This window comes from Janthinobacterium salmonicoloratum (assembly GCF_051380845.1).
Classification (GTDB): Bacteria; Pseudomonadota; Gammaproteobacteria; order Burkholderiales; family Burkholderiaceae_D; genus Janthinobacterium; species Janthinobacterium lividum_F.
Window position 1 is genome coordinate 1,878,357 of sequence record NZ_JBNYXV010000001.1, and the last position, 17,648, is coordinate 1,896,004.

Annotated in this window: 15 protein-coding genes; 11 read left to right on the forward strand and 4 right to left on the reverse strand. The window is 61.1% G+C overall.

Annotated features, from left to right (window positions below; genetic code table 11):
* Positions 1 to 3: 3 nt before the first annotated feature.
* On the reverse strand, positions 4 to 399 hold the full coding sequence (locus tag ACQ4WY_RS08705) for a group II truncated hemoglobin (RefSeq protein WP_034754244.1): 396 nt from the start codon (positions 397 to 399) through the stop codon (positions 4 to 6).
* Between the two features lie 132 nt (positions 400 to 531).
* On the opposite strand from ACQ4WY_RS08705, the gene ACQ4WY_RS08710 reads away from it, so the two are divergent.
* The 3 genes from ACQ4WY_RS08710 to ACQ4WY_RS08720 are packed head-to-tail and all read left to right on the forward strand — an operon-like array spanning position 532 to position 2,667.
* Positions 532 to 1,788 carry an MFS transporter gene (locus ACQ4WY_RS08710; RefSeq protein ID WP_436503648.1) on the forward strand — a complete coding sequence of 419 codons (1,257 nt, stop codon included), beginning with the start codon at positions 532 to 534 and terminating at the stop codon, positions 1,786 to 1,788.
* Between the two features lie 24 nt (positions 1,789 to 1,812).
* Positions 1,813 to 2,160: a GIY-YIG nuclease family protein gene (locus ACQ4WY_RS08715; RefSeq protein ID WP_436503649.1), complete on the forward strand. Its 348-nt coding sequence runs from the start codon at positions 1,813 to 1,815 to the stop codon at positions 2,158 to 2,160.
* Between the two features lie 57 nt (positions 2,161 to 2,217).
* A complete protein-coding gene (locus ACQ4WY_RS08720) occupies positions 2,218 to 2,667 on the forward strand; it encodes a MarR family winged helix-turn-helix transcriptional regulator (RefSeq protein WP_436503650.1) in 450 nt (149 codons plus the stop codon).
* 21 nt (positions 2,668 to 2,688) lie between these two features.
* On the opposite strand, the gene cqsA is transcribed toward ACQ4WY_RS08720, so the two are convergent.
* Positions 2,689 to 3,936: an alpha-hydroxyketone-type quorum-sensing autoinducer synthase gene (gene cqsA, locus ACQ4WY_RS08725; protein WP_436503651.1), complete on the reverse strand. Its 1,248-nt coding sequence runs from the start codon at positions 3,934 to 3,936 to the stop codon at positions 2,689 to 2,691.
* A 152-nt stretch (positions 3,937 to 4,088) separates the two neighbouring features.
* On the opposite strand from cqsA, the gene ACQ4WY_RS08730 reads away from it, so the two are divergent.
* The gene (locus tag ACQ4WY_RS08730) at positions 4,089 to 5,387 is read left to right on the forward strand and encodes a sensor histidine kinase (RefSeq protein ID WP_436503652.1); all 1,299 of its coding nucleotides are present in this window, start codon (positions 4,089 to 4,091) and stop codon (positions 5,385 to 5,387) included.
* Between the two features lie 3 nt (positions 5,388 to 5,390).
* On the forward strand, positions 5,391 to 6,398 hold the full coding sequence (locus tag ACQ4WY_RS08735) for a response regulator (RefSeq protein WP_436503653.1): 1,008 nt from the start codon (positions 5,391 to 5,393) through the stop codon (positions 6,396 to 6,398).
* 8 nt (positions 6,399 to 6,406) lie between these two features.
* On the opposite strand, the gene ACQ4WY_RS08740 is transcribed toward ACQ4WY_RS08735, so the two are convergent.
* The gene (locus ACQ4WY_RS08740) at positions 6,407 to 8,938 is read right to left on the reverse strand and encodes an ABC transporter permease (RefSeq protein ID WP_436503654.1); all 2,532 of its coding nucleotides are present in this window, start codon (positions 8,936 to 8,938) and stop codon (positions 6,407 to 6,409) included.
* Positions 8,939 to 8,974: 36 nt separating this feature from the next.
* Positions 8,975 to 10,006 (reverse strand): adenosine deaminase, encoded by a 1,032-nt coding sequence (locus ACQ4WY_RS08745; protein ID WP_436503655.1) that lies wholly within the window; start codon positions 10,004 to 10,006, stop codon positions 8,975 to 8,977.
* Between ACQ4WY_RS08745 and ACQ4WY_RS08750 the strand changes: the two genes are divergently transcribed.
* From ACQ4WY_RS08750 to ACQ4WY_RS08775, 6 genes are all read left to right on the forward strand, one after another.
* Positions 10,005 to 10,250 (forward strand): hypothetical protein, encoded by a 246-nt coding sequence (locus ACQ4WY_RS08750; protein WP_436503656.1) that lies wholly within the window; start codon positions 10,005 to 10,007, stop codon positions 10,248 to 10,250. The genes ACQ4WY_RS08745 and ACQ4WY_RS08750 overlap by 2 nt on opposite strands.
* Before the next feature lie 327 nt (positions 10,251 to 10,577).
* Complete coding sequence (locus tag ACQ4WY_RS08755; RefSeq protein WP_436503657.1) at positions 10,578 to 12,500, forward strand: PrkA family serine protein kinase; 1,923 nt, start codon at positions 10,578 to 10,580, stop codon at positions 12,498 to 12,500.
* Positions 12,501 to 12,572: 72 nt separating this feature from the next.
* Positions 12,573 to 13,841 (forward strand): YeaH/YhbH family protein, encoded by a 1,269-nt coding sequence (locus tag ACQ4WY_RS08760; RefSeq protein ID WP_353660331.1) that lies wholly within the window; start codon positions 12,573 to 12,575, stop codon positions 13,839 to 13,841.
* The gene (locus tag ACQ4WY_RS08765) at positions 13,841 to 15,442 is read left to right on the forward strand and encodes a SpoVR family protein (protein ID WP_353660330.1); all 1,602 of its coding nucleotides are present in this window, start codon (positions 13,841 to 13,843) and stop codon (positions 15,440 to 15,442) included. Before ACQ4WY_RS08760 ends, ACQ4WY_RS08765 begins: the two co-directional genes overlap by 1 nt.
* Before the next feature lie 539 nt (positions 15,443 to 15,981).
* A complete protein-coding gene (locus ACQ4WY_RS08770; RefSeq protein WP_353660329.1) occupies positions 15,982 to 16,638 on the forward strand; it encodes an energy transducer TonB in 657 nt (218 codons plus the stop codon).
* A gap of 86 nt (positions 16,639 to 16,724) precedes the next feature.
* Positions 16,725 to 17,645, forward strand: a complete 921-nt coding sequence (locus ACQ4WY_RS08775) for a MotA/TolQ/ExbB proton channel family protein (RefSeq protein WP_353660328.1) — start codon at positions 16,725 to 16,727, stop codon at positions 17,643 to 17,645.
* Positions 17,646 to 17,648 lie beyond the last annotated feature (3 nt).

Below are 17,648 nucleotides of genomic sequence, written 5' to 3' on the forward strand. Positions count from 1 at the left end.
GTGTCAGTCAGGTTTGTTGCGCATCCAGTCGGCCGTCTGATAGAACGATTCCATCAGGCGCACGCGCAAGGATTCTTCGATGCCCGTGTCTTCCATGGCCCAGGCCATGGCGCGCAGCCACTGGTCGCGCTCGCTGGTGCCGATGGCGTAAGGCAAATGACGCGCGCGCAGGCGCGGGTGGCCGAATTTCTCGATATACAAATCCGGTCCGCCCATCCATCCCGTCAGGAAGAAATACAGTTTGTCGCGCGAACCGTCCGTCGAGGGTGGATGCATGACGCGGATGCCGGCGAACTCGGGTTCGAGTTCCATCAAGTCATAAAAACGGTCGACCATTTCGCGCAGCACAGGGGCGCCGCCGATGGTCTCGTACAGGGTGGGGGCAGTGGTATCAGTCATGGCCGCCATGATAGCGCAAGCGTCGGCGGCCCAGGCGACGCCCGCCGTCGCTGCCACAATAAAGAACAATATACTTGACTACTCAAGTTTATATCAATTACCATGCAATTTTAAACCACGGACAAAAACAGCATGTCAGCCACCGCCCAACCCCACTTGCTACGCAATATCAACTTCCGCTGGCTGCTGGGCGGCGGCCTCGTGTCCATGCTGGGCGACCAGTTCAGTATGCTGGCCCTGCCCTGGCTGGTGCTGAGCCTGACGGGCGATAGCCTCAGCCTGGGCATCGCCGTGGCCCTGATGGGCGCCCCGCGCGCCGTGCTCATCTTGCTGGGCGGCACCGTCGCCGACCGTTACTCGCCCCGGCGCGTGCTGCTGGCGAGCAAATTGGCCAATGCCGCCATCCTGCTGGTGCTGGCCGGGCTGCTGATGCTGGAGCAGGCCAGCCTGGCGCTGGCATATGCGGCCGCGCTGGCGCTGGGCATCGCGGCCGCCTTCGCCATCCCGGCCGGCACGGCCATCCTGCCGCAAGCCGTGCCGCCGCAAACGCTGCAGACGGCCAACAGCCTGCAGATGGGCGCGCGCCAGTTGTCCTTGCTGGCCGGCCCCCTGCTGGCGGCGCTCGTGCTCGGCGCTCACGATGGCGCCCGGCAAACCGGCATGGCGGCGCTGGCCGCCGCCTTTGCCATCGATGCGCTGACGTTCCTGTTCTCGGCCTGGACCTTGCGGCAAGTCACCCTGCGGCCACTGGCCGTCGCGGCGGCGCAGGGCATGTGGCGCGACATGGCGGCGGGCCTCGCCATGGTGTGGCGCGACATTGCCTTGCGCAGCTGCTATGTGTACTGGGCGGTGGTGGCGTTCTTCGTCATGGGGCCGCTGCAAGTGGCCTTGCCCGTACTGGCCAGCGAGCGCCTGCACGGCGCCTCGGCGCTGGCTTTACTGATGGGCGCGCATGGTGCGGGCACCCTGGCCGGCATGCTGGCGTCAAGCCTGGGCGGCGCCTGGCTGCGCCGCCGCTTCGGCGCCACCCTGCTGCTCGTCGATGCGGTCGTCGGCCTGCTGCTGATGGCGCTGGGACAAATCGGCACGGCCTGGCAAGGCGCGGCCCTGCTGGCCGTCACGGGAATACTGGGCGGCTATCTGCAGGTGGCCATCTTTACGTGGATACAGCGGCGCGTGGCGCCCGCCATGCTGGGACGGGCGATGGCCCTGTTCATGGGCATCTTCCTGGGACTGGCCCCGCTGTCGGCGGCGGTCACGGGCGCGCTGCTGCGCCACCTGAGCGTGGGCGAGCTGTTCTGCGGCGGCGGCACCCTGCTGCTGGCGGCCGCCATGGCGGCGGCGCTCTTCACCGCCATTCCGCGCATCGCCGGACCAGAAACGATTTGAACAACGATAGGGGAGCAATGAAACATGGACAAGACACGACAGGCAACATTGAAGGCACACTACCGGCAACAGCCGCCGCCGCTGGGCATCATCGCCCTGCGGCACCTGCCCAGCGGACGGACCTTGCTCGAATGCAGCCGTAACGCGCCCGGCATGCTGAACCGGCACCGCTTCGAGCTCAAGCTGGGCAAGCACCGCAACGCCCTGCTGCAGGCGGACTGGCGGCGCGACGGCGCGGCGGCTTTTTCCTGCGAGATCATCGACACCGTCAGGCTGCTTGACGACCCCGCCTTCGATGCGGACGCCGAGCTGGGCGACCTGCTGGCCCTGCACCGCGCACAGTGGCTGGAACAGGGTCAGCCACTGTATTGACCAGCATTGCTTTACACTTGCGCACTCAAGCATTTCGCAGCGAATACAATGGAAGCCATGAACGATCACACTCCCCTGTCGCCGGACAGCGATGGCGCGCTGGACTTTTGCCTGCGGCTGGCACGCGCCCAGGCGCTCATCGTGCGCCGCTTCGACAGCGCCCTGGGCAATTTGCATGGCCTGAGCTTCAGCGACTATCAATTGCTGTATCAGCTGCAGCGCGCACCCGGTGCGCGCCTGCGCCGCATCGACCTGGCCGAGCGCCTGGCGCTGACGGCCTCTGGCGTCACGCGCTCCTTGATGCCGCTGGAAAAAATTGGCCTGGTGGCGCGCCAGGCCGATGCGCGCGACGCGCGCGTCGGTTATGCCGTGCTGACTGCCGCCGGCCAGGAATTATTGGGACATGCCAGCGCCACCGCGCATGCTGTAGGGCGCGAATTGCTGCAGGATGCGCCGGCAGAACAGCTGGGAGCGCTATCGGCCATCCTGGGCCGGCTGGCCGGCTGACGCTGGCAGCCGGCCAGCCGCTTACACGAGCGCCAGCTTGCGCAGGCGCCGCGTCGATTGCCAGTGTTCCACGCCCACTTCGGCGCGGATGGCGGCGCAGGCGGCCAGCAGCTTGGTGATGCGTACCTCGTCGAGTCCCGCATTGAGGGTCAGGCGCACGAGGGCGCGGTTCTTTGCCGTTGCCGGGGCACAAAACATGGCGCCGTAAATGCCGTGCCGTTCCAGCGCCTGGCGCAGGGCCAGGGTGGCCGGTTCGCCACCCGCCTCCAGCGCCACGATCTGCTCCGTACCGTCGCTGACGTTGTAGCCCAGTTCGCGCAAGCCTTCGCGCACCTGCAGCGTGTGGCGCTGTAAAGTGGCGCGACGCCCATCGGCGGCCATGATGAAATCGAGCGCCGCGCCCAGCCACGCCAGCTCATGCGCCAGCAGGCAGGAACTGAAAATGGCGGGGCGTGACTCTGACAAGAAATATCCCTTGAAGCGGCTGGAACAACTGATGAAACCGGCCCGTCCCGCGAAGGCCTTGGCCAGCGACGCCGTGCGGAAATGCACGCGGTGGCCCAGTCCCCAGGCTTCCACCAGGCCCGCGCCCTGCGGGCCATGCGTGCCCAGCGAATGCGACTCGTCGACCACCACCACGCAGTCGCTGCGCTCGGCGATATCGAGCAGTTCCAGCAGCGGCGCCAGGCTGCCGTTGGTGCTGTACAGGGCGTCGACGACGATCACGCCGCGGCCATGCTTTTCCACCTGCCGCCGCAGGTGCGCCATGTCGTTGTGCAAGAAGGCAACGGACTGGGCCTGCGCCGACAGCACGCCTTCCCACAGCGAGGCGTGGGCCTGCATGTCCAGGTAGACGGGGATGCCGGGGCCGGCGATACACTGGATCAAACCGACATTGGCCGCCATGCCGGACTGCGCCAGGATGCCGTCCTCGCAGCCCATGAAGCGGGCCAGCCGGCTTTCCAGCCGGTGCTGTTCGCTGCCTTCCTGCAAGTACACGGCCGACATCAGCATGCCGCCCGCGTTCGCCTTCAGGGAAGCCACCTGGGCCGCCACCAGCGTCGGCTCGGCAGCGATGGAAAGATAGTCATTCCCCGCCAGAAAAATGGCATGGGCGGGTGTCGGTTGCCAGGCATGGGGATGCTGGCCACCCAGCAGTTTTTCAATGCGCGTGATGTGATGCGCATCCATGCGCCGCACGATGTAGTCGGGCAGGCAGTGTTCGGCGCGGACGAAGGATGGGGCGTGCAGGCTGGTAGCGATAGTCATGGTTTTTCTCCTGGGGAAGGGTTTGCTGCGGATTAAAGCCTTGACCGTGTTGCCAATCCATCCATTGACGTATATCAATGTCCAGCGAGATAACCGTACAACCAAGAAAAATTACGCGATGATAATGTTCTGAAGAGAATCAAGGCAGAGTCATGACGCAGCAATGGCAAGGAGGATGGACACACTGGCGCAGGCGCCTGCTCCATTCGCTGCTACATGAACGCGTGCCGCATGAAAACCTGGCTAGCCGCGTCACCATGCTGGCCGCCGTGGGCACGGTCGCCATGCCGCTGTACTACCTGCTGTGGCAATTTTTTTTCCCACAAGCCTATGAAAACCTGACCCTGCGCCTGACGGGCGTGGGCATTTGCGTGGCCGGCCTGTTTGCGCGCCGCTTCTCGGTCCGCTGGCTGTCGCGCTACCTGCTGTTCGCGCTCAGCTACATCCTGCCCTTCTTCTTTACCTTCATGTTTCTGATGAATCATGCCTCGTCCATCTGGAGCCAATCGCTGCTGATCGGCCTGGTGGTGCTGTTTCATTTCGAAACGGGACTGGCCTGCCGCGCCTACCTGATCGGCACGGGAGCAGCCTGCCTGGCCGTCATCCTGCAAGGGGAAGGGACCTACCTGCTGCAGCCTGAAGTGCTGCAGCAATTGCCCGTGCACTGGTTCACCATCGCCGCGCTGTCCGTGGTGAAAGTGGGCAGCAAGGTACTGGAACGGGAACGGCTGGCGGGCATGGCGGCCGGGCTCGGTTCCGTGGCGCACGAACTGCGCACGCCGCTGACCAGCGTGGAAGCGAATGTGCGGGGCATGCGCCGGCTGCTACCGCAGCTGGATGGCCAGGCGGACGACATCCCCCCGTTGCAGGAAGCCCTGTCGCGCATCCAGTTTGAAGTGCGCCACATGCAGCACATGATCGATTTGTTCCTGATGAGCGCCAGTGCCGTGAACCGCAACCTGCAGCCCAGCCAGACGCTCTCGATGCTGGCGATGGTCAGCTCCGTGCTCAAGCGCTACCCGTTTACCGGCAAGCTGCAGCGGGCCAGCGTCACGGTGGACGTGCGCGCCGACTTCCAGTTCGCCGGCCAGGACGAACTGTGCGTGGTGATCCTGCTGAACCTGCTGAGAAATGCGCTGAAAGCCATCCAGCGGGCCGGCAAGGGCCGCGTGCGCATCATCATCGACGGCGCCCGCCCTGTGCCCAGGCTGCTGTTCATCGACACGGGCTGCGGCATCGCGCCGGCCCGCCTGCCGTTGATCTTCGAGCGTTTTTATTCGTATCCCGTGCATAACGGCAGCGGCATCGGCCTGGCACTGTGCCGGCAGATCGTCACCGCCTGGCAAGCGCGCATCCGCTGCGTATCGCGCGAACATGCGTATGCGATCTTCATCCTGGAATTTCCCCAGCCCCTGCCTGCCCGCTTCCAACCCTCTTCTCCCGCAAGGTGACGCATGCAACTGCCCGTCTACACCCATCCTACCCTGACCGTATTGATCGACGACAGCGATTCCTTCCTGAAAAGCCTGGCGTTCCAGCTCGATCCCGGCCTGGCGCGCAAGACTTTCCACGACACCAGCAGTGCGCTGCACTGGCTGCGCCACAGCACGCAACTGGGCGAGACGCCGCTGCACGTCAATTTCGACACGCAAAACCTGCCGCCCGACCAGTGCAACGTGGCGCTCGATCTCGAACGCATCTGGCGCATCAGCGGCCAGGCACAGCGCTTTGCCGTGCCGTCCGTGCTGGTGGTCGATTATTCGATGCCGCAGATGAATGGCCTGGAATTCTGCCAGGCCGTGCGTGACTTGCCATGCAAGAAGATTTTATTTACGGGTGCAGCCGATGAAAAAGTGGCCGTGACGGCCTTCAACCGGGGCTTGATCGACCGCTACATCAAGAAGAGCGACGACGATGCGCTCGATATCCTGGAACAGGAAGTCCATGCCCTGCAACGCGAATTCTTCCTGCAGCAGTCGGACACAGTGCGCGACTTGCTATTGCTGCACGACTATAGTTTCCTGCAAGACGAAGCCTTGACCGCCGTCGTGCACGAGCTGTGCCAGCGCCATGGCTTCGTCGAGTTTTACATCTTTCCCAATCCCAGCGGCATCCTGTTCTTCACGCGCGACGGCCAGGCCCGCCTGATGATCATCGAGACGGAACGCAGCCTGCACACGCAGTACGAAATGGCGCGCGACAGCGACGCGCCCGAGTCCTTGCTGCTGGCCTTGCTGGAAATGCGCGTGATCCCGTATTTTTCCGATGCCGACAGCGACGGCATGTATGCGGCGCACATCGGCGAAAACTGGTTCCGCTACTGCGCCGCGCCAACCGTCTGCCTGGGGCGCGAAACTTACTTCTGGGCCCTGTTCGACGTGCCGCCGCACCAGTTGGGACAGCCGGTCATGTCCTACGCGCAATTTTTACGCGCGCAGGCGGCCGACAGCGTCGGCATCTAAGCCCGCCCTCAGCTTTCCCGCAAGGTTTGCAGCGGCGGATGTTTCAAGACATTGCGCAAGCCCAGCCAGCCACCGGCAATTGCGCACAGGGCGCCGGCCAGCAAACCAAAAGCCCACACGCCGGGTGCGAAGCTCCAGGCGAACTTGAACTGGTACGTGGCCAAGGCCCAGCCCATGGCGGCCGCACCCGATGCCGCCAGCAAGCCGGCCAGCGCGCCGACGAGGGAAAACTCGATCAGCTGCGCCTGCGCCAGCTGGCGCCGCGTGGCGCCCAGGGCGCGCAGCAGGCCCGCTTCGCGCGTGCGCTCGTCTTGCGAGCCCATCAACGCCGCATACAGCACCAGCAAGCCCGAGGCCAGGGAAAAGGCGAAGAGGAATTCGACGGCCGTCACCACCTGGTCCAGCACGCCCTGGATCTGTTTCAGCACGCCGCCCACGTCGACCACCGTCAGGTTCGGGTAATCGCGCAGCAAGGCATTGCCCAGGTCCGCCTGCGCGGGCGGCAGGTGAAAGGCCGTGATCCACGTCTGCGGCGTGTCCGCCATGGCGGCCGGGTTGATGATGACAAAAAAATTGACGCGCATCGAGCCCCATTCCAGCTTGCGCAAGCTGGTAATGGCCGCTTCGACAGGCTGGCCGGCGATGTCGAAGCGCAGCTTGTCGCCCAGTTTCAGCTTCAGGGTCTTGGCGATGCCCTCTTCCACCGACGCTTCGGCCGGCGCGCCCGGCGCATTGCCGAACCACTTGCCGGCGACGAGCTTGTTTTCTTCCTGCATGGTGGCCGTCGTCGACAGGTTGAATTCGCGGTCGGCCAGGCCCTTGGCGCGGTCATCCTCGTAGGTGGTTTCCGTGATGGCCTTGCCGTTCACGGCCACCAGGCGCCCGCGTATCATCGGATACAAGGGCGCATTGGCCACGCCGGCCCGGGCCAGGCGCGCGGCGATCGGGTCTTTCTGTTCCGGCAGGATATTGATCATGAAGCGATTCGGCGCGTCCGGCGGCGTGGCGTTGCGCCAGGCCACCATCAGGTCGCCGCGCACCACCGTCAGCAGCAGCAAGGCCATCAGGCCCAGGGCCAGGGACACCACCTGGATCACCGTGGCGCCCGGGCGGCGCTGCAAGGAGGTGACGGCAAAGCGCCAGCCCTGGTGATTGAAGGCGCCGCGCAGGGTTTTCAGCGACTTGATGCCCAGCCAGCCGGCCAGGCCGAACAGGGCGAAGCCGCCAAGAAAACCGGCCGCCGTCAGCAGCGCCAGTTTCACGTCGCCCGCCTGCCACAAGAGCAGCACGACGAAGGCGGCGATGCCCAGGCCATATGTGGCCAAAGCCAGCGCCTGCGGCGGCTCCTGCTCGCGGCGGATCACGCGGTTGTGCGGGACATTGCGCAACTGCAAAATCGGCGGCAGGGCAAAGCCCAGCAGCAATAACATGCCGGTGGCCACACCCTGCAGGGCGGGCAGCATGGAAACGGGCGGCAAGTCGCTCTGCACCAGCTTGCCCAACAGCTCCAGCAGCACCAGGTGGCCGCCGAAGCCCACCATCACGCCCACCACGCTGCCAGCCAGGCCAACCAGGAGAAATTCGATCACGTACATGGCCGTGACCTGGTTTTGCGTCAGGCCCAGGCAGCGCAGCATGGCGCACGCATCCAGGTGGCGCAACATGAAGCGGCGCGCCGCCATGGCCACGGCGACGGCGGCCAGCATGGCCGACAGCAAGCCGACGAGGGAAAGAAAACGGTCGGCCCGGTCCAGGGTCGATTGCATCTGCGGGCTGCCCGATTCCAGCGATTCGATGCGCACGCCCTTGATGGCCTGCGTCTTGATCTGGCTTTCCAGCCAGGCTTGATATTGCGCAAGCTCGGCCGCCTTGGCGGGCGGCGCCGACAACAGCAGCCGGTATGACACGCGCGAGCCGTTCTGCACCAGCGCCGTGGCGGCCAAGTCGCTCAAGGGCAGCATCACGCGCGGCGCGAAATTCAGAAAGGAGGCGCCGCGGTCTGGCTCGCTGGCGATCAGCTGCGTGACGGTAAAGGCCTTGTCGCCCAGGGTCAAAGTGTCGCCCAGCCTGGCGTTCAGGCTGGACAGGATGGCCGCATCGACCCACAGGGTGCCGGGCGCCGGCACCTGGCTAGTCGGCTGGCCGACGGCATCCTGCGCTTCGCTGGTGCTGGTCGTGATTTTCAGCTTGCCCCGCTGCGGGTAGCCAGGCGAGACAGCTTTGATGGACGCCAGCTGTGACAGCGATTGCTCGCCCTCGCCCGCCTGCGCCATGCTGGGAAACGTTACCGTGTCGGCCAGGATAAAACCGCGCTTCTGCGCTTCTGCGCGCCAGACGGCATTGACGGGCTGGTCTGCGCTGATGACCAGGTCGGCCCCCAGCAGCTGGTGCGCATCGCGGTTCAGGCCCGCGCGCAGGCGGTCGACGAAGAAGCCGACGGCCGACAGGGCAGCCACGGCGACGATCAGTGCGACGAGCAGGAAACGCAGTTGCCCGGCGCGCCAGTCGCGGCCGGTCATTTTCAGGGAGAGGCGGAGCATGGGCGGCGGGTCTTTATGAACGTGGATCGTGATGCGTTATTGCACAGCGCCGTGGGCGGCGGCGTGCTGGGCAAAATACGCATCGACGGTAGCGAGGAAGGCGTCTTTTTGCGCCTGCGGCAGGAAGGCGGCGATAAAACCGTTGCGCGCCAGGCGCTGCGCGTGAGACAGGCCAAGCGGCAAGGCGTCGAAGATGGCGTCGAAGTTATCGTTCATGTACCCGCCGAAATACGCGGGATCGTCCGAGTTCACCGTCACCAGCAGGCCGGCATCGAGCAATTGCACCAGGTTATGGTCATGCATCTGGTCAAAGACGCGCAGCTTGGTGTTCGACAGCGGGCAGACGGTCAGGGCGATCTGTTCGCGCGCCAGGCGGGCCGTCAGTTCCGCGTCTTCCAGGCAGCGCACGCCATGGTCGATGCGTTCGACTTGCAAGTCATCGAGTGCCGTGCGGATGTAGGCCGGTGGACCTTCCTCGCCCGCGTGGGCCACCAGGTGCAGACCCAGCTCGCGGCAACGGGCAAACACGCGCGAGAATTTCTCGGGCGGGTTGCCCACTTCCGAGGAATCGAGGCCGAGGCCGATGAATTTGTCGCGGTGCGGCAGCGCGTCTTCCAGGGTCTCGAACGCTTCTTCTTCGCTCAAATGGCGCAGGAAGCACAGGATCAGGGCCGCGCTGACGGGGCTGTCCTGGCAGGCGCGATGGATGCCATTGATCACGTCGGCCATGGGTACGCCGCGCGCCGTGTGCGTTTGCGGGTCGAAGAAGATTTCCGTGTGCAGCACGTTATCGGCTTCGGCGCGGCGCAGATAGGCTTGCGTCATGTCATAAAAATCCTGCTCTTTCAAGAGCACGCTTGCGCCAGCGTAATAAATGTCGAGAAAAGACTGTAAATCCGTAAAAGCATAGGCGCTGCGCAAGTGTTCCACCGATTCATAGCCCAGCGGCACGCCATTGCGCTCTGCCAGTGCGAAAATCAGTTCTGGCTCCAGCGAACCTTCGATATGGATATGCAGTTCGGCCTTCGGCATGCCGCGGACGATCGCGCGCAATTGGGGGTTCATCATGGGTGTTCCTTATAGGGTGACGATAAAAATGCTGGCCCGCGTGCGCGCGGCGCGCAGGGCCATCAGACATGCAGGCATCTTAGCGCAAGATGGCCGGCCGCATCGGCGCCCGGCCGCCATGGCGCTGGCAACGGCAGCGCCATGGCCGGCATCGGCACGCGCTGGCGAATTGTCGTATGATGGATTAAAAGGTACAAAAAGGTTCATTGAAACCGTTGAAAAATTTGATGATTTATCCAATTAAATCAACAATTTACAAACAAGTATTAAGGATATGCCGACATATCTTTTGACTTCCTGATCCTTTAGAGCAATAATAAATTTCATGGGGTAAAGGTAGGTGCAACAAGCGCTATCAACAGTGAAAAAAAGCCGGCTGGCCACGTCAGCACACGGCATCAAGCGCCAGTTTTTTGGTCCGGGCAATCCGGACTCGCAAAGACAGCCGGGCTTGAAACAACAATAAAAATCGATACGGGGTACAGGAAAAGTTCAGACGGCAAGCCCAGGCGAGTGGCAGGCGGGCGGCCATGGTGACTGGCAGTACAGGTTTACATTAAAGGACATTGACATGACCATTTTTGATAACTATGCAGCACGTTACGAGCGCACCCGCGAAGAGGAAATGTCGCTCACCGAATACCTGGCCCTGTGCAAGAAGGACAAGCTGACGTACGCCAGCGCGCCCGAACGCATGCTGGCCGCCATCGGCGAGCCGCAGTTGGTCGACACGCGCAACGACACGCGATTGTCGCGCATCTTCGCCAACAAGATCATCAAGATCTATCCCGCCTTCCGCGAGTTCTACGGCACCGAGGAAGTCATCGAGCAAGTCGTCTCGTATTTCCGCCACGCGGCGCAAGGCCTGGAAGAACGCAAGCAGATCCTGTATCTGCTGGGGCCTGTCGGCGGCGGCAAGTCGTCCATCGCGGAAAAACTCAAGTCGCTGATGGAACACGTGCCCTTCTATTGCCTGAAAGGCTCGCCCGTCAACGAATCGCCGCTAGGCCTGTTCAACGAGGAAGAGGACGGCACCATTCTGGAAGAGGATTACGGCATCCCGCGCCGCTACCTGCGCAGCATCCCCAGCCCGTGGGCGGTGAAACGCCTGCATGAATACAATGGCGACATCAATCAGTTCCGCGTCGTCAAGCGCTATCCATCCGTGCTGAAACAGATCGCCATCTCGAAGACGGAGCCGGGCGATGAAAACAACCAGGATATTTCCTCGCTGGTGGGCAAGGTCGACATCCGCAAGCTGGAAGACTATGCGCAGGACGACCCGGACGCCTACAGCTATTCGGGCGGCCTGTGCCTGGCCAACCAGGGCTTGATGGAATTCGTGGAAATGTTCAAGGCGCCGATCAAGGTCTTGCATCCGCTGCTGACGGCCACGCAGGAAGGCAATTACAAGGGCACGGAAGGTTTTGGCGCGATTCCCTTCGATGGCATCATCCTGGCCCACTCGAACGAATCGGAATGGAAGACCTTTAAAAACAACCGCAACAACGAGGCCTTCCTTGACCGTATCTATATAGTCAAGGTGCCGTACTGCCTGCGCGTGTCCGATGAAATCAAGATCTACGACAAGCTGGTGGCCAATTCCTCGCTGGTCAAGGCCCCGTGCGCGCCCGGCACCCTGCGCATGATGGCGCAGTTTGCCATCCTGTCACGCCTGAAAGACCCGGAAAACTCCAGCATCTTTTCGAAGATGCTCGTCTACGATGGCGAAAACCTCAAGGATACGGACCCGAAAGCCAAGTCCATGCACGAATACGTCGATTACGCGGGCGTGGACGAGGGCATGAACGGCCTGTCGACGCGCTTTGCCTTCAAGATCCTGTCGAAAGTGTTCAACTTTGACAATTCCGAAGTGGCCGCCAATCCCGTGCACTTATTATATGTACTGGAACAGCAGGTCGAGCGCGAGCAGTTCGCGCCGGAGCTCGAACAGCGCTACTTCTCCTATATTAAAGAGCACCTGGCGCAGCGCTATGTGGAATTCATCGGCAAGGAGATCCAGACGGCTTACCTGGAAAGCTATTCGGAATACGGCCAGAACATTTTCGACCGCTACGTGACCTTTGCCGATTTCTGGATACAAGACCAGGAATACCGCGATCCGGACACGGGCGAAAGCTTCGACCGCGAATCGCTGAACAATGAGCTGGAAAAGATCGAGAAACCGGCAGGCATTTCCAATCCGAAGGATTTCCGCAATGAAATCGTAAACTTCGGGCTGCGTGCGCGGGCCTCGAACGGCGGCAAGAATCCAGCCTGGACCAGTTATGAAAAGTTCCGTACCGTGATCGAAAAGAAAATGTTCTCGAATACGGAAGAATTGCTGCCCGTGATTTCCTTCAATGCCAAGGCCAGCGCCGACGATGCGAACAAGCACGCCGACTTCGTGGCCCGCATGGTGGAAAAAGGCTATACGGCCAAGCAGGTACGCCTGTTATGCGAATGGTACTTGCGCGTACGCAAGTCGTCATAGCGCGGACAGCGGAGGCGCGCTCCCGCCCGGCGACTGGCGGAGCGCGCAAGACGAGAGGCAAGGAGGCACCCTTTGACATACCTCATCGACAGGCGCTTGCAAAGCAAGAATAAATCCGCCGTCAACCGCGAGCGTTTCCTGCGGCGTTACAAGAGCCAGATCAAGGATGCCGTGGGGCGCGCCATCAAGGGGCGCTCGATCACGGACGTCGAGAATGGCGAGAAGGTCAGCATCCCCGTCAAGGACGTGGGCGAACCATCGTTTGGCCACGCGCATGGCGGCGTATGGGAAGTGGTCAATCCCGGCAACAAGGAATACCTGAAAGGCGACCAGATCGCCCGGCCGAAAGGCGGCGGTGGCGGCGGGCGGGGCAAGGCGGGCAATAGCGACGAGACGACGGAAGACGACTTCATCTTTGAATTGTCGCGCGAAGAATTCATGAATTATTTCTTCGAGGACTTGGAATTGCCACACATGGTGAAAACCCAGCTGACGACCACCACGGAATTCAAGAACCAGCGCGCCGGCTACAATATGTCGGGCACGCCATCGAACATCCACGTGCTGCGTTCCCTGCGCGGCGCGCTGGGGCGGCGCATCGCCGTCGGCGGCGGCGCCCGAAGGCAGCTGGCGCAGGCCGAGGAAGACCTGGCGACCCTGCTGCACGAAGGGGCGCCCGACAGCGACCCGCTGGTCACGGAGCTGCGCCGCCTGATCCATCACCTGCACACGCGCTTGCTGGCGATCCCCTTCATCGACCCGTTCGACTTGCGCTACAGCAACCGCATCAAGGTGCCCAAGCCGATGACGCAGGCCGTCATGTTCTGCATCATGGACGTGTCCGGCTCCATGGACGAGTCGCGCAAGGACACGGCCAAACGCTTCTTCATCCTCCTGTATCTGTTCCTCAAGCGCGCCTACGACAAGATCGAGGTCGTCTTCATCCGCCACCATACGGCGGCGGCTGAAGTGGACGAGCATGAATTCTTCAATTCGCGCGAGTCGGGCGGCACCGTCGTGTCTTCCGCCCTGCACTTGCTCAACACCATCATCGACGAGCGCTATGGCGCTGGGCAATGGAACAGCTATGTGGCGCAAGCATCCGACGGCGACAACTGGGACAACGATTCCGTGCTGTGCCGGCAACTGCTGATCAGCACCATCATGCCCAAGGTGCAGTACTACACCTATGTCGAGATCACCGACGGCCCGCAGCAAAACCTGTGGGAGCAATATGCGGGCGTGCTCGACCATCACGCCCATTTCGCCATGCAAAAGATCGTCACGCCGGCCGATATCTACCCGGTCTTCCGCGAACTGTTCAAAAAACAGGTGAAATGATGAGTGCAGCCTTTGACCGCGCCAGCAACACCCCGGGCGAACCGTTTGTGCGCCTGCGCCACCCGAACGCCCTGCCCGAGCAATCGGAATGGACGTTCGAACTGATCGAGCAAATCCACGAGGAAGTCCGCAGAGTGGCGAAACAGTTCGGCCTCGACACTTATCCGAACCAGCTGGAAATCATCACGGCCGAACAGATGATGGATGCCTACACCTCGGTGGGCATGCCCGTGTCGTACAACCACTGGTCGTTCGGCAAGCATTTTCTTTCCACTGAAAAAAGCTACAAGCGGGGCCAGATGGGCCTGGCCTACGAGATCGTCATCAACTCGAACCCGTGCATCGCCTATTTAATGGAGGAAAACAGTCTGACCATGCAGTCGCTGGTGATCGCGCATGCGGCCTACGGCCACAACTCCTTCTTCAAGGGCAATTACCTGTTCCGCGCCTGGACGGATGCGGACGCCATCATCGACTATATGGTGTTTGCCAAGAATTACATCGCCGAATGCGAACAGCGCCATGGCGTCGATGCGGTGGAACTGCTGCTCGACTCGTGCCACGCCATCCAGAACTATGGCGTGGACCGCTACAAGCGCCCGGCGAAACTGTCGATGGCAAAGGAATATGCGCGCCAGAAAGAGCGCGAAGCCTATGTGCAGTCGCAGATCAACCAGCTGTGGCGCACCCTGCCCCGGCGCGAGGATGACGAAGAAGAGGACGACCAACGCAAGGCCGCGCCCCGCTTTCCACCCGAACCCGAGGAAAACCTGCTGTACTTCATCGAAAAATATGCGCCGCTGCTGGAACCGTGGCAGCGCGAGATGGTGCGCATCGTGCGCAAGATTTCCCAGTACTTCTATCCGCAGCGGCAAACCCAGGTCATGAACGAGGGCTGGGCCACCTTCTGGCACTACACGATATTGAACCAGCTGTATGACGAAGGCGTGGTGGGCGACGGCTTCATGATGGAATTTCTGAAAAGCCATACCAATGTGGTCTACCAGCCCCCCATCGACAGCCCCTATTACAGCGGCATCAACCCGTATGCGCTGGGTTTTGCCATGATGAGCGACATCCGCCGCATCTGCGAGCACCCGACCGACGAAGACCGCGCCTGGTTTCCCGACATGGCCGGCAGCGACTGGCGCAAGAGCCTGGACTTCGCCATGCGCAATTTCAAGGATGAAAGCTTTATCGCCCAGTATTTGTCGCCGCAGCTGATCCGCGAATTCCACTTCTTTGCCGTGCTCGACGACGACAAGAATGAAAAACTGGCCATTTCCGCCATCCACGACGATGCCGGCTACCGCTACGTGCGCCAGCAACTGGCCGAGCAGTACAACCTGGGCAACCGCGAGCCGAACATTCAGGTCTGGTCCGTCAATACGCGCGACGACCGCGCGTTGACCCTGCGCCACACGCAATTCCAGCGCCGCCCGCTGAACCAGCAGGCAGCCGAGGTACTCAAGCATGTGGCACGGCTGTGGGGCTTCGATGTGCACCTCGATACGGTCGATCCGCAGGGGGTGGTCCTGGGTACCTTGAATTGCCGGCGCGAGAAGCGCAACCGGCGCGACGATGCGCCGGCACGGCCTTGATATAGACGTCTTGGCAATAATTTTAGCAAGAATATAAGCGTATCCTATGCCTGTATAGGAATTCAGTATGGCTTGGCGGCGTCGAAACGGCCTCCGGGAGCGCTTTTTTTGACCTGGGTGAAGTGCGATTCGCACCCGTTTGGTGCGCGCGGCGGGCTAAGTGGTCTGGTTCTGCGCCAAAACATTTCCAAAAAGAAATATTTTTCTCCAAATTTAGCAGTTTCCATATTGAATATCACGAAATATAATTCCGCCATATAGGCACATCGGAGAACTTAGCAGCGGTCGCCCAAAACGGCTGTAAAAAACCGATAAGACCGCCTTTTTTTCTGTCCGAAAGCGTGCAAAGATGACATAAGCAAGTACGTTTTCAGGGCGCAAAAGCGCCAAAAATTTAACCGGTTTTAGGCGTTAAAAATCTGTGTAAAATAAAGAATTCGTATGTATAATTCGGCGACGTCCCGGATACGGCTGGAGCTTTGTGTCGTCATTTTGGGGTTCAGTTGCAAGACAAGAGATGGTATTTGGAGAAAGCAGGCATGAATTTTTCGAACGAGAAAAGTCCCAAGAACTACACAGGCATAACTGTCGTTGTCCTGCTGCACGTTCTCGCGGCTTACGGGATCGCGACGGGCTTGGGCAAGCGGTTGGTCACCAAAATGATGGAACCGGTTGAAACCAAGATTATCGAGGAAGTCAAACCGCCTCCACCGAAGGATCTTCCACCGCCACCACCGCCGCCAGAAATGAAGGCGCCACCGCCGCCATTCATTCCGCCAGTCGAGGTGAACGTGCAGCAGCCGCCACCACAACAGAACGTGATTGCAAATACGACTGCTGTGAAGCCAGCCACGAATGTATTGGCACCGCCAGCACCGCCTGCACAGCCTTCGCCAACTCCTGGACCAGCCAAATCGGTGCGTACACCGGCTGTGGTTGACTTCAGTGTCTGCGAAAAACCGGCTTATCCAAAGTCGTCGCAGCGCAATGAGGAAACCGGTGTGGTGACACTGTCATTCCTGATCGGTGTAGACGGCAAGGTCGCTGATTCGAAGATCGTGAAGTCCAGCGGCTTCAGAGACCTGGACAAAGCCGCGGTGCAAGGTATCAGCCGCTGTACATTTAAGCCGGCAACAGTTGACGGCAAGCCGGAACAAGGCTGGCAGCAAATGCAATACGTTTGGTCGCTGGATTAAAACCCGAGACAGTTATCCCCTGTCTCACACTATGATTTCGTTGTCATTACGTTCAGCGATCTGTTATTTTTAATTTTGGAGGAAGCATGTTTAAGAATACCCGTTTGTCCGCATTTTTTGCCGCGGTTCTGTTGTCCGTTACCGCTACTACCGCTCTGGTAGCAGCTCCGGCATTCGCTGACGCGCCAGCATCGGCTGCCGCTTCGGCCCCTGCGGCAGACGCTGCACCAGCACCAGTTGCTGCAGATGCCGCCGCTCCAGCAGCAACTCCAGCCGCTGATGCAGCCGCTCCAGCCAAAACCGAAGAAGTGCACAACCCGTTCGGCCTGTCCGCAGTATGGGATGGCGGTTTCGTGCCACGCGCCACCCTGATCATCCTGTCCATCATGTCGATCGGCAGCTGGTACATCATCATCACCAAGCTGCTGGATCAAATGAAGATCTTCAAGCAAGCTAAAGAAGCCGCTTCCAAATTCTGGAAAGCCCCTTCGATCGCTGCTGGTTCGGCAACCTTGAGCGAAGGCTCGCCATTCCGCTTCATCGCTGAATCGGGCACCAAGGCAACGGCTCACCATGACGGCGCCCTGCTGGAACAAATCGATCTGTCGACCTGGGTGACGATGTCGATCCAGCGCGCTTCGGACAAAGTCCAATCGCGTCTGCAAGATGGCCTGTCGTTCCTGGCAACCGTTGGTTCGACCGCACCGTTTATCGGTCTGTTCGGTACCGTGTGGGGTATTTACGGCGCGCTGACCGCTATCGGCATGACCGGTAACGCATCGATCGACAAAGTTGCAGGTCCAGTTGGTGAAGCACTGATCATGACCGCTTTCGGTCTGCTGGTCGCCGTTCCTGCCGTTCTGGGTTACAACTGGTTGGTTCGTCGTAACAAATCCGCAATGGAAGACATCCGCTCGTTCAGCGCCGACGTTCACTCGGTTCTGGTTTCCGGCGTAATGTCGACCAGCGAAGCTGGCCGTGCTGCCGGCGCTAAAAAGATCGGATAAGAA